Genomic DNA, 13,535 nt, shown 5'->3' with positions numbered 1-13,535 from the left:
AGATCTAATAACTCTTTCACAATCTAAAATCGTTCGACGGCTCGACTGAGTGCTCACGACGAAGTCCAAAATTAAAAATCCAAAATTGATATGACACTTTATCAATAGGTAGATTTGTTTCTGCAAAGTGTACTAGAGAAAGTTGAAAATTATTAATCTAAATTTACATTCATAATGCGTAATTTTTTATGATTCAAACATGTAATTGTATATTATTGTCAAGTGTTTAAAATGCATAGAGGCACATATATGTAAGTTTAATTATGATGGCAAAAAAGCCAATTATCATAATTAAACGAGTCAAAAACCATGAAACAAATAATTATACGAGTCAGTTCTACTTTTATTTTATGTAGCAGTTTCATTACCATTGGACTGATACAAAGCCAGATTTATAAAGATGGGGTAGCTTTAGCAGCTAGTGTATGTCCAGCAGAATCAGAATCCCGTTCCATTTCTGGTAAAGTCGCCACAAATGTGACTTTTGCAAACAAAAGTTCAAAAAAAGTTAAAGTCTACTGGCTTGACTACTCAGGTAAAAGAACATTCTATAAAACACTAAAATCTGGAACATCTTATAAACAACAAACTTATGTAACTCACCCCTGGGTTGTCACAGATACTTCCGAAAACTGTCTAGGTGTTTATTATCCTGATGGACAAGCTCGGACTGTAGAAATTAAATAATCAGCCTGGAAGCTAAAATCCCATATTTCAACTTACACCAATTCCGATAACAGTAGGCATTTATGATACAGAAATTTCCTTGACTGGATTTGGTTGATAAATTGGCTGCATCCGATTCTTTAAAAAACCGCTACTACGCTGGGCTAAAACAGCTTGTATCTCAGCAATTATGGATAAAGCGATCGCTTCTGGTGTGTCTGCACCTATATCAAGACCAACAGGAGCATGTAGCTTTTGCATCTGTGCTGGGGTAAGTTCTATTGACTCTGTACGTAAATCTTGCAGTAACTTAGCAATGCGTTGCTTCGATCCCAAACAACCAAGATAGCTGATAGAAGTAGGTATGAGTAGTTTCAAAATTTCTAAATCATCAAGGTAATTATGAGTCATCACCACAGCAATTGTGTAACTATTAACACGTATTTGTTTGTGTAGAATTTCCCGCCTGGTGAGAATCACCTCATCAGCGATCGCAAAACGTTCTGGAGTTACTTCGGCTGCTCGACAATCCATGATAGTGACTTGCCAACCTAAATCTTGGGCAAATTTTACCACTGGTATTGCATCACGACCCGCACCAAAAATGAGTAGGTGTGGAGGTGGCTGAATCAGTTCAATAAAAACATCAACGTTACCTAATGCTAGTTGGTATTTATGGAAACTTGAATGTTGATTTTGCCGAGCTGCTTGAACATCTTTAAGTAAAATTTCAGTTAAATAAGATTCTTGAATACTAGTATTTATACTATTGTCAGGTCTAAGTATTAAACGCTCCCCCATCTGAATATTAACTTCACCTTTAACAGCAACAACAGTGGCAATAATACCTGGTTCTTGGCTATGAAAACATTGATAGATTAAAGCTAAAGGGTTACATGGATCATTGGCATCTAGTTTCTCAATTAGCACTTTTACCACACCATTACAACCAAGCCCAAATCCCCAGATAATATCCTCGTCAGCAGTTGTGTCATAAGTTACAACTATAGGCTTGCCATCTGTCATTGACACACGGGTATGTTCAAATACGTCATTTTCCAAACAACCACCGCTAATGGTTCCCAACATGTTATCTGCTGTTGTCATCAACATTCGGGCACCGGGTTGGCGATAGGTAGAACCTTGAACATGTACTACAGTGGCAAGAAATACTTGTTCCCCATTATTTTGTCGTTGAATTTCTGCAAAGGCTGCCAGAATAGAATTTAGCTCTTTCATTTTTCCTGCTGGAGACTTTCGTTATAGCGCTACGCGCAAGTAATAAGTAATAAGTTTAACGTGAGTTCGACGGAACTAAAAAAGGGCAGGAGGTAGTGCAAGCAAGTCTTTAGGGTAAATATCAATTGATGGTTTGTTCGGCAAGTAAGTATAAGCAACCAAACCAGCTAACAAATTAACCACAAATATTGAGTAAGGAAGAATTAAGAAAAGGAATTGGCACAGGTTATGTTACATCCTTGTGATATAAGCATGACAGCAGCCAGTGCTGCGTATCCTTTCTGCTTGGTATATTAGGATTGGGAAAAAGATTATACGGAATTTTTTCGTATAATAAATAGTTAGACGTTGATTGAAATTATTAAGATAAGTGGCGTAGTCTGGATTAGATGAATTACTGGATAACTCGATAACTAATCGCAATGATGATATTGAACATTGCAATGCCAACGTTGTAGTAAGTAACTTACCATACTTCCCCTCCGAACTACGCATCACTAGTTTTCGTTGGAAAGATTTCGTTGAGAGGTAATGGATATGCCCTGGAAAACTCAGCTTATTGATACAGAGATCTTGGCGGTACACGCTGCCTTAATCCCCACCGGTAGCAGGGGTCAGGTATTAATTTTTGGTGGTGACGAACACAACAGTGCCGCTGAGGAGAGGGATAGCGCTGATGCTTGGAAAAAGACCCGTGTATATGATATCGCTTCAGAGGATCTTGTCTCTGATACCATTCCATCTCCAGATTCGGACGTATTCTGTGCTGGACACTCCTTCCTGCCGGATGGTCGTCTTCTAATCGGAGGTGGTACATCTATTTGGCCTCAAGGCGGCGACGTACATGAACACGGCTTGGACTTTGGTGGACACCGACGTTGTTGGGCATATAACGCACGCGATAAATCCTGGGAAGAAGTAGCTCAAATGGTTCCTGAGCCTGGAGGTGATCCCGCCAAAAATACTGGTGGGCGTTGGTATCCCACTCTGCTCACCCTCGGAAACGGTGATTCAATAGCGTTCTTTGGACATCCACGACTGGATGACTCGCGGCATCGAAACACCATTGCGGAGCGTTACAATGTTACAACCGATAGCTGGACAGGTTTGCCACAGATGGCAGACCCAACGCCGTTTCCAGGTCAAGGTGGCATTCGCTATTTGATGTTTCCACGGGTATTCCTGCTCCCGGATGGAGATCTGTTTTTTGCTACTGGAATGCCAGTTACCAGTGATACAACACATCACAGTACCCGCTACAATCCAAATACTGGGGATTATGTAGGGACCCCCATTACTGAAATCCCATCAGGAAGATATGCCGGTTGGGACTATCCGGCAGTTTTATTGCCCTTACTTCCTACAGATAACTACCGCCCCCGAGTGCTTTACAGTGGTGGAGTCAATGCATTTATCATCGACCTGGGAGATACAAACCCTAGTTGGGGACAAACGCCAGATCGTCAAGGGGCAACTCTGGGAAGGCGACGTATTCACAGTATGTCCGTACTCCTCCCCACAGGTGAAGTTTGTCAGGTGGGTGGTGTTCACAATCAAGGTAGTTCTTCAGGAAATACTGGCCTTGAAGATGGTGTCCTCGAGGCAGAGATCTATGACCCCGGTATTGACTGGGCCGCAGGAACCTATACACCAGGTGGTGATAGCTGGGCTACAAAGGAAGCAGCCCAGATCGTGCGGAACTATCATTCAACGGCTTTATTGATGCCTGATGGCCGGGTGATGACGGCAGGCAGTAACACCAATGCCCGTTCTGGCAACCCAGATACTGACGTAACCATCGACGGGGTTACGAAGAAAATTGGTATTAAAAATATTGAGATCTATGAGCCGGACTACATTGCCCAATCTAACCGTCCAACTATCACATCAGCACCTCAAGCAATTACCTACAATCAACGATTCTCAATTGAGTCCCCTGAAGCAGCCAATATTCAGCGTATTGCTCTTATCCGTTTTGGCTCCGCCACCCATGGTCATAACTACGACCAACGCTATGTAGGCTTGAGGTTTAATCAAGAAGGTAGTTCACTAGAATGCACAGCACCTCCTAATGGGAACGTAGCTCCTCCGGGTTATTATATGCTGTGGCTAGTAGACGATAGTGGCCGACCCTGTACTCAAGCGTCTATCGTACGCCTCGCTCCACTGACTTGTACGATTGTCACAGATCGCAGTACCTTCTCCAGCTACGAGGTGGAAGCCCTGCTCAATGAAGCGCCTAACGCCACATTTCCGGATACCATTTATGTCTACTATGACGGCTATTTGCCTGAAGAACTGGGAGACCCTATTTCCCCCCCTCAGGTCACACTGACCTTTGCTGAGGATGATCAACTAGTGCCAGTTGGTCAACTTACACTCGTCCCCCAAGAAACACTATTTGAAGATGACACCCGTCCTCCTGATAAGGTGCAGCGGGTCACTTTTGTCTTTGATGTTCGCTTTGGCAATGACGACATCTTCGATACATTCACTGAAACGCGCAACATCCGTCTGACGTTCACCCTGGGCGGTCGCCAGTGTTTTGGGTTACTCAGGCTCATCAAACAGCCAAATCCCTATATGCGAGACATAGATCCCAATGAAGATAACCCCCATTGGCTGAGCACCGATCTACGCGTGTTCCAGATTCGGGAAGAGCGATCGCATCGCCCAACGCAACCTTGCAATTGTTGAATCGGACAATCCCGGAGATCCTGCTTCTAGGCAAATTGATCATCCCTTTGAAATTAGTCCCTCGCCCAGTCTTACCACTGGTTTTTTAGAAGATAACCGTGGGGCTGTAGCGCGTGCTGTTGCCCCACCAGCAGCGGTTGGTGCCAACTACCAATCTTTCTATTCAACGAAGTATCGCGTTGAACCTGATCAGCTTATGCTCCGTTGGAATAATATTCCACGGAGTTCTGAGGTAGAGATTTTCTTCGCGGATGTTGACGTTGATCAAATCATGGCATTGGCTAGTACGCGTATCGCACCGTCAGCCCTGAAGAAAGTTGATGAGAATACCCTTCGGGTCAAAGTGTCAGACGTTAGTTATATTCCTATTCCAGGAGGGCGGACCCGAAACATTGCAAGTCTGCTGACGGTGCGATTACCTGAGGGTATCAGAAAAGGTGAGCATTACACAGCTTCTGTTCTGCAGATCTCAGGTTGGTCGCGGACCATACTCGGAGCATTCCAACTCTCGATCCCAATCAGCGAAGCAGCAATCCTTCGACCGGCGGAAGTACGAAAGCTTTCTGTTTTGCGTCATATTTTCGAGAGTATTCCTCCAACAAATCGCTGGTTTCCTGTCTTTGAGCGTTACATTGCTCATGTTGCTGATCGCACAAGAAGCTTCGGCACAGACCCTGATAAGGTGGAGCCCTCTCCAGATGGCACTGGTGTGAGGGATAAACCTTCTCCACTAGGTTGTCCACAACACTGGATCGCCTCAGGTTTACTGGCAGCGATTCTGGTTACTTGGGGGATATTTCAGGTTCAAGTGGCCGCTGTGCTCACCAGTATCGCAATCGTTACTTGGGTCGCCACATATTGTTGGTATGAGTACAAATGTAAACCTAGCTGGTGTTCACGCCTAAATACTTTATTAATAGGGGTAGGTGTAGCAGCAGCTATCCTGGGTTTTTTGTATTTAGCAGGTGTGACAACATCCAACCTTCTGTCTGCTCTCGCAGTATCGGCTATTTCTACTGGCACAATGGCGATTGCTAGTTGGCTATTATATTGTGGAAAGGGTTGCTGTAGTGATTAAGTCTAGGGCACCTCGATTAATTCGAGCTTATTCAGGATAGCTAACGTATTTAGTTTACTGTTCATGGGTTTCAGGGCTCAAGAATGTTCATGCCCTAATTGCGTAGTGCTATATCGCCGTGTTGGAAGTGTGGGGAGTGTGGGAGTGATGGAGTGATGGTTTATGGTTGATGGTTGGGAGTTCAGATTTGTTATCTTTCCCTCCTTCCCTCCTTCTCTCTTTCCCTCCTTCCCTCTCTTCCCAAACTCCCCTTGGGAACCTTAATAATAAGTTTGTGATCTACTGAATCTTTCTCCTACCTAAATTTTAATCCTCGGTGTATCCTCTCCTTCCACATATTCTGGTAAATCATTGGGAGCACCACAGGCGGAAATATTACCAGTAAAATTCACATCCGCAGCTAGTTCTGGACGTTCTTGTTTTAGTTGAGCAATTTGTTCGCGGGTAAGAATTTTGGACTCATCAAAGCCTAATTCAATTTTTGCGCTCAAGCCCTTATACTTCACCCGTTTTAAATTATAGAATCGCTGGTTGAGGGTTGTTTGGGCAAATGCCTTTAAACAACCTAATAAATACTTACGTTTAAAGGTATCTTTTTCAAACCAGTATTCAATACTTTTACGTAAATAAAATCGGGCATAGTTCCGCAATACGCCCTTGAGGACTTCTTCCCTTTCCATTGCCTCCGGTTTCATAATAGGGGTAACAAAATTATACTGGGAATAGTCCCTAACTTCCACGCGATCGCCTAAATCTTCAAATAACTCAGAAAATGGCCAAGGTGTGAACATGTTCCAATTTACCATGTCTGGATTCCAATCCAAGGCCATTTTATAGGTTTCTTCTATGGTTTGTGGGGTTTCGTTTTCTAAACCCATGATAAATTGAGCTTCTGCCAGGATACCGTTTTGCTTTAACAGTTTTACTGCTCGCTTGTTATCTTCGATGGTGGTTTCCTTGCGGAACAAATTTAATTTTAATTGGGCTGCGGCTTCTGTGCCTAAAGATACATGTACCAGCCCTGCTTGGCGGTAAAAAGGTAAGTCTTGCTCATCCCGTAAAATATCCGTGACTCTGGTATTAATTCCCCAATGCACATTTAAATTGCGATCGATTAATTCTTGACACAAAGCCATGAATTTGGGCTTATTAATAGTTGGTTCTTCATCAGCTAAGATAAAAAAGCCTACTTGATGTTGATTGACTAAAGTTTCAATCTCATCCACAAATCGCTTGGGGTTACAGGAACGATACTTACGCCAGAATTTCCACTGAGAGCAAAAACGACAGGTAAATGGACATCCTCGGGAATAACTAGGGACAGCTACCCGCACATTTAGAGGAGTATAGATATATTTCTGCCAATCTAATAAACTCCAGTCTGGGGTGAGCTTATCTAAGTCTGCAATGGATGGTTGGGGTGCTGTAGCTACTACCTTTCCTTCTTCTAGGAAAGCAATACCCAGAATATGACGACGTTCTACTGTATCTGTACCATTAGCGATCGCTTGTAGTAAATTAACAGTAATCTCTTCTCCTTCTCCACGAATAATATAATCTACCCAAGGGGCTTCATGGAGTACTTCATTGTACATATAAGTAGGATGAATTCCACCCATAATTGTCTTGGCTTGAGGACATACCTCTTTCACCATTTGTAGGGTTTTTTGTGATTGATAAATCATGGGTGTAATTGCTGTTGCTAACACCACATCCGGCTGATTTTTAGCAATAATTTCTCGTAAGACATGATCAGGAATATAATCCGTCATGGCATCCACAAAACGGATATTATCAAAACCAGCAGCTTTTAATGCTCCACCCACATAAGGAACCCAACTTGGTGGCCAATTTCCGGCAATTTCTGCACCACCAGAATGATAATTGGGCTGAATCATCATTATCCGCATGATTTATCTCCTGATTGATTGTTAATTAGTACTGATGGATAGAATTAATGAACCACAAAAGCCCATGAGTAAATAATTTGAGAACTCTCATATTCGAGAATCATCAAATTGCTTTAGAAAAAGCTTTCATTACCTTGTTTCTGCTATGGTCATCAAAAACAGAGGCAATATTTCTGACTAATAATCTTCCGGCTGGTGTAACTGCAATCCCATTAGGAAAAGTTTTAATTAATCCATCATTTACTAATGGTTCTAGAGCAGATAATTCTGGAGAGAAATACTCTTCAAAATCTGTATCAAAAGCGATATGATATTTATCTTCAACATCACTAATAGATAACTGAAATTGACACATTAATTCCATAATAATGGCACGTCGGAGAATATCATCTCGATTCAAGCTAACTCCTTTTTCTATTGCGAGGATACCTGTATCAGTTGCGTGATAATATTCTTTAAGACGTTTACTATTTTGTACATACACATCGTGCAACATACTAATAGAACTAATACCAAAGGCAAATAAGTCTGATTCCGGTTTAGTTGTGTAACCTTGGAAATTTCTATGTAATTCTCCTTTTTCCTGGGCAATGGTAAGTTCATCATCTGGTTTAGCAAAATGATCCATGCCAATAAAAATATAACCATTACCAGTTAATTCTTCAATGGTCATTTGGAGAATATCCAGCTTTTCTGATGGCTCTGGAAGTGCGGATTCAGAAATCTTTTTTTGAATTGGTTTTAACCAAGGTACATAAGCAAAGTTAAAGACTGCAATTCTATCAGGATCGAGTTTAATAGTTTTGTGAATTGTATCTGTAAATGTTTTTAAACTCTGAAAAGGTAGTCCATAAATTAAATCCACATTCACACTTTCAAACCCAGCCTCACGAATCCAATCCATGACTGTAAATAAAGTTTCTTCTGGCTGTACTCGATTAATAGCAGTTTGGACTCGAGGGTTAAAGTCTTGGATACCAAAACTAATACGATTAAAGCCTAAATCTTTGAGAAAGAAGATATAATTTTTATCTACATATCGAGGATTAATCTCAATTGATACTTCTGCATCTCCTGTTATAGCAAAGTGTTGATTAATAATATTCCATAACCGATCTATCTGGTGTAGATTTAAATAATTAGGAGTACCACCACCCCAATGTAATTGAGTTACAGGTCTACTAGAATCAATGAGATTAGCAACTTGTTGGATTTCTTTTTCCAAATAGATTAAATACTTGTCAGCAACATTTTTACTCTGGGTAATAATAGTATTACAACCACAAAAATAGCAACCTGTTTGACAGAAAGGAATATGGCAGTACAAAGATATAGGCGTTTGTTTATAATTACCTATAGCAATCCCGGCTCTATAATCTAAATCGCCAAAATTTGTCTTAAACTCCGTTGCAGTGGGATAACTAGTATAACGTGGTACTGGGCGATCGTATTTTTGCAGTAAATTCGAGTTGAATTGAACTGTGTGCTGTGAAAGTTTCATGGTACTAATTACCTAAAAATTAAAAATAGGGGTTAGGTGTTAGAAGATAGGGAAGGAAAATAGATTGACATAGTAATTACACACTCATATAGAGTGTTTGATGTTAACTACTCCTATCCCGAAAGATTACTGGTAAAAACCTCAGAGCTACAGAAGAAACAGAGGGAAGAAAGATGGAGGGAATGAATCTTACATGAGAAAAGAAATAATAATTCAGGGGATATTTCAACTAAGTCTAATTTGTATATATGTCGGTTGTCATGGTGAAGAGAAACAACAACCACACCCCAATCAAATCAGAATAAATAGTACTTACTCTGCTGCTACCAGGTTTACAGATGCATGATGATTACTGTTGTTAGTACTATTGATATTGTGTTGGCTAACAATCAAATTAAACACATCTTCACCAATTGCTGCCTTCAGATCTATCTCTAACTCATGCAAAATATTATGATTGAGTTGAAAGGCATAGTTGGCTTCATCTATAATTCTCTGAGAGAAATCCTCTTCCAAGGGAAGTGAATTCAAAGCATGACGATATTTCCCTTTGCAAGCTTTTCTCGCTTCAGCAGTAGTCAAGGTGTCAAATTCGTATAGTGCAGTTCCCCTATCTACTGGTAATTGTATAGCCGAACGAACCATAGTTCTTAAACTCTGACCCCCAGACAAATCACCCATATAGCGAACATAAGCATGAGCAACTAATAACACTGGTTCTGTCTTAGCTATCTCATGAATGCGAGCTACATAAGTATTTGTACTGTTTAAAGCTACTATTTGCTGTCGCCAGTCTTCCCCATAATAAAAAACTAAGTCCTTCTCCAGATTTTTTTGGCGATGAAGTTCTGGAAACCCAATCATACCAACTACAGGATGAGCAATGTGATGCTGAAGCTCAACTTCTAAAGCACTATAGATGAAATACAAGTTAGCTATCAGCGCCCGGAAGGACTGTTTTTCTACTATCCCCTTCAAAAAACATTGCATAAATGCTGTATTTTCCGCCACTGTATGGGATTTTTTTGTCCCTTCCCGCAACCTACTTGCTAAATCACTAATCATGCTCCGTCCTTGTTCTTGTTATATTCTTAAATGACTGTATATCTATATAGTAGTAAAAATAAACCTAAGTTTTCAAAACTTAATCAATCTCCATGATGGGAAGAGGAGGAGAGGAGTGAGGGAGTGAGGGAGTGAAGGAGGGAAGGAGTGAAGGAGTGAAGGAGGGAAGAATTCTAACTCCTAACTCTTAACCGTCAACTATCAACTATCAACTATCAACCATCAACCATCAACCAATAACTAGAATATTGCTGATTTTGGAGATCGATCTGTTCTAAAATGCAAAAACTGCAACTTTGGGAATGTTTTTTTAGTTACAAATTATATGAAGCGTCGAGAAATTATTCATAAAAGTGCGATCGCTACTGCTGTCGCCGCTACCAGCGTAGCATGTACCCGTCGAACCACTGCTCCCAATGTGAAAACTGGTTTACCAAAGGTTCGCTGGCGGATGGCAACGAGTTGGCTCCCTTCCTTAGGTATTTTCACGGGGGCGGAAACCATTGCTAAACGGGTTAAAGAAATGACTGGGGGACGCTTCACGATTAAACCTTATGCAGGGGGAGAGTTAGCACCGCCATTACAGGTATTGGATGCTGTCAGACAGGGAAAAGTGCAATGTGGTCACACAGCTAGTTATTATTACATTGGTAAGAGTCCTGCCTTAGCTTTTGCTACTAGCGTTCCTTTTGGCTTGAATGCCCAACAACAAAATGCTTGGTTGTATCATGGCGGTGGGCTGGAACTGATTCAGAAACTTTATGGCGAAAGATTCAATATTATTAACTTCCCCGCAGGTAATACTGGTACACAAATGGGGGGTTGGTTCAAGAGAGAAATTAAGTCTGTAGGGGATCTCAAGGGGTTAAAAATGCGGATTCCCGGATTGGGGGGTCAAGTTATGGCTCGCTTGGGTGTGAATGTGCAAGTTTTACCCGCTAGCGATATTTATTTATCATTAGAGAGGGGAGCTATTGATGCGGCGGAGTGGATTGGACCCTATGATGATCAGAAATTGGGTTTAAATAGGGCGGCTCCATTTTATTATTATCCTGGCTGGTGGGAAGGAGGCCCTACCCTGGATGCGCTAGTTAATCGCAAGGCTTGGGATGGATTACCAAAGGAATATCAGGCGGTTTTCCGAGCTGCTGCTTATGAAGCGAATATTAATATGCTCAGTGAGTATGATGCGTTGAATGGTGAGGCTTTGGCGAAAATAGTGGCTGGTGGGACTAAGTTAATTGCTTATAGTCAAGATATTATGGAAGCTGGGCAAAAAGCTACTTTGGATATATTTGCGGAGAATGCTAGTAAGGATGCAGACTTTAAGCGGATATACGAACAGTGGAAAGGATTTAGGGAAAAAGTATATAACTGGAATCGGGTGAATGAGCTTAGCTTTGCCAATTTTGTTACCAAAGATTTGGCATAGCTGCTACTCGTAAATCTGCTATTGATGGATGCTTAAATACTACATATTTTAGGTTTTCATTACGCAAAGGGTTGTCCCCAATTGTGCCGATTTTCTTTGTTGAATGGAGATTTCCATTGTTTGACTAAAGTCTCTAACAAGCTTGGAAGTGCTTGATTTTCCATATGTATATCCCAGCACCATGCAATATTAACTTCTGTAGGTAAGTCATAACGGTTGTGTAAGAGTGTGTAATTTTCTACATCAAATTTACATTTGTGCGTGCTTACCAACTCTTTATTGCGGTGTTGTACTGCTCCAATATATAAAATCAAGCCAGCAGCAACGTCAAGGACAAAATATAGACAGGTATTATCCAAGCGATCGCCTAATTTCTTGTATCCTGATATTGGTGTTAATTCCAAATTCCAAGGATCTATAGTTTCTAAAGAGCTATCTAGAGAAGTAATATCTACTAACATGTCCCTAACTTGCTGCTGATATGCAGCTATCTTAGATTTCCAGTAATTAAGGTTTTTGACATTTACGAACTGGGTATCTCCTTTATTTTGAGTAATATTTTGGCTGTTTGCCAAATCTTGCGACAAATTGATTTTTTCTACTTCCAAGGAATGATAAATTGTCCTTAGTTTCTTTAAAGCTCTTTGTTTGCGCTTACGCAATGTAGCTGCATTTTCTAGTTTCCTACCTGTACTCTTCCAATATTGATAAATTTCATTCCAAGATAAATTATTCACAATTTTTAATTGCAACAGTTCTTTATCTTCTGCGTTTAAATGTGTTAAGGCAATTTTTACCCTCTCCATATTTTCAAAAATATCTTCATGGGTGAGAATCTCATGGGTTGAGTCTTCTACCCTACCTTCTTCTAGGGGTAAAAACTTCTTCCGTTCCCGACTGAGTTCGCGAATAATATTGTAAGCCGTAGAACGAGTCCAAGCTAGGGGATTATCAATACGTCCTCCTGATTCAATAAATTTTATACCCCGCATATATGCATCGTTTAAAATGTAACTGGGATTATAAGAATTATTTAGTCTAAACTGTGTTAGAGTACGCCCAATAAACGCTAGCATAGAGCATCCTTCAGAGCTTCCGGAAGTAAGCATTAGATGAAACTCTCGATCAAAAGCATGGCGATCACAATTTTTCACCGTCATTCTCCTGTTTCCATCTGTAAGCAGTTTGAGTTTGATTCCTCAATATCTGCGTACCTTACCTTTTAATGACAGAATTCTGATTCTGTGACATCGATCACAAAAAAAATTATGGTTTTGTGAAACATATGGCACAATTTAAGGAGGAAAACTATTTTTTCATTAAATCAGGCATTACGCAAATAAAATTTGTTATTGCGCTCGAAAAGTCTTGTAGGAAAGCAATCCCAGAGTTTTAGGTGATTCAGTCATTATCGTTTGTAATAAGGTAATTACCTGGGTTTTGCCTCAGTCTTACTAAAGTCACAAAACTCCAATACTTGCACTATAGGTAGATAGTCACAGAATCAGGGTGAGATGCACTATCTTATTGGGTTGACTAACATACTACGCTCAATCAATAAAGAAATTATTGACTGAGCGCAAATTAATTATGGTGTAATACGTAAATCCAAAATGACATTAATACGTAAGGAGTTAATTAATAATGGTCAGATATAATGGGTCAAACTTAATCGATCGTATGGTTATCCCATTAACTCCTGAGCAAAAGGAAATCGTCAATGAATATTGCCAAATAGCTGTTCTCAAAAATTTAACCGAGAAACAAGCACAACGAATGCAAGAAATATTAACAATTGCTCAATCAGATCCAACTATCGATTTTTTCATTACAGAAGCAGATCACTTTATTGGTCACTGGTTAAATATTATTGATGAAAATCAATTTAAAGACCAGCAGGCTATCTTAAGTGAATACTTAGAAACAGATTATATAGATAAATATCAG

General features: G+C 40.5%; 10 protein-coding genes and 1 pseudogene. 5 read left to right on the top strand and 6 right to left on the bottom strand.

The features are described from left to right. Positions 1-309: 309 nt before the first annotated feature. Entirely contained in the window at positions 310-687 is a 378-nt protein-coding gene (locus CALSC_RS10640) for a VHL beta domain-containing protein (RefSeq protein ID WP_088241325.1), read from the top strand. 60 nt (positions 688-747) lie between these two features. Here the strand turns inward: CALSC_RS10640 and CALSC_RS10635 are convergent, their stop codons facing one another. Together CALSC_RS10635 and CALSC_RS28285 are read right to left on the bottom strand one after the other, a co-directional pair. Beyond that, a complete protein-coding gene (locus tag CALSC_RS10635) occupies positions 748-1,905 on the bottom strand; it encodes an XdhC family protein (protein WP_088241324.1) in 1,158 nt (385 codons plus the stop codon). Positions 1,906-1,980: 75 nt separating this feature from the next. After that, positions 1,981-2,091, bottom strand: a pseudogene (locus tag CALSC_RS28285) (IS982 family transposase); the annotation flags it as partial. A 351-nt stretch (positions 2,092-2,442) separates the two neighbouring features. Here CALSC_RS28285 and CALSC_RS10630 point away from each other — a divergent pair. Both CALSC_RS10630 and CALSC_RS25865 read left to right on the top strand, forming a co-directional pair. After that, positions 2,443-4,602 carry a galactose oxidase early set domain-containing protein gene (locus CALSC_RS10630; RefSeq protein ID WP_159460598.1) on the top strand — a complete coding sequence of 720 codons (2,160 nt, stop codon included), beginning with the start codon at positions 2,443-2,445 and terminating at the stop codon, positions 4,600-4,602. A 568-nt stretch (positions 4,603-5,170) separates the two neighbouring features. Continuing rightward, positions 5,171-5,680 (top strand): hypothetical protein, encoded by a 510-nt coding sequence (locus CALSC_RS25865; RefSeq protein ID WP_143288217.1) that lies wholly within the window; start codon positions 5,171-5,173, stop codon positions 5,678-5,680. A 299-nt stretch (positions 5,681-5,979) separates the two neighbouring features. On the opposite strand, the gene bchE is transcribed toward CALSC_RS25865, so the two are convergent. From bchE to CALSC_RS10610, 3 genes are all read right to left on the bottom strand, one after another. Further along, entirely contained in the window at positions 5,980-7,590 is a 1,611-nt protein-coding gene (gene bchE, locus CALSC_RS10620; protein WP_088241321.1) for a magnesium-protoporphyrin IX monomethyl ester anaerobic oxidative cyclase, read from the bottom strand. Positions 7,591-7,693: 103 nt separating this feature from the next. Next, the gene (hemN, locus tag CALSC_RS10615; RefSeq protein WP_088241320.1) at positions 7,694-9,091 is read right to left on the bottom strand and encodes an oxygen-independent coproporphyrinogen III oxidase; all 1,398 of its coding nucleotides are present in this window, start codon (positions 9,089-9,091) and stop codon (positions 7,694-7,696) included. Between the two features lie 312 nt (positions 9,092-9,403). Next, the gene (locus tag CALSC_RS10610) at positions 9,404-10,156 is read right to left on the bottom strand and encodes a biliverdin-producing heme oxygenase (RefSeq protein WP_088241319.1); all 753 of its coding nucleotides are present in this window, start codon (positions 10,154-10,156) and stop codon (positions 9,404-9,406) included. A gap of 325 nt (positions 10,157-10,481) precedes the next feature. Between CALSC_RS10610 and CALSC_RS10605 the strand changes: the two genes are divergently transcribed. Further along, a complete protein-coding gene (locus tag CALSC_RS10605) occupies positions 10,482-11,588 on the top strand; it encodes a TRAP transporter substrate-binding protein (RefSeq protein WP_088241318.1) in 1,107 nt (368 codons plus the stop codon). Positions 11,589-11,647: 59 nt separating this feature from the next. Here the strand turns inward: CALSC_RS10605 and CALSC_RS10600 are convergent, their stop codons facing one another. After that, entirely contained in the window at positions 11,648-12,748 is a 1,101-nt protein-coding gene (locus CALSC_RS10600; RefSeq protein ID WP_235006756.1) for a sigma-70 family RNA polymerase sigma factor, read from the bottom strand. A gap of 484 nt (positions 12,749-13,232) precedes the next feature. Between CALSC_RS10600 and CALSC_RS10595 the strand changes: the two genes are divergently transcribed. Beyond that, positions 13,233-13,535: hypothetical protein (locus CALSC_RS10595; RefSeq protein ID WP_143288215.1), on the top strand; the 303-nt coding region annotated here is incomplete at its 3' end.

This window comes from Calothrix rhizosoleniae SC01 (assembly GCF_900185595.1).
GTDB classification, from domain to species: domain Bacteria; phylum Cyanobacteriota; class Cyanobacteriia; order Cyanobacteriales; family Nostocaceae; genus Calothrix_A; species Calothrix_A rhizosoleniae.
This window is presented reverse-complemented; position numbering and strand designations above follow the sequence as displayed.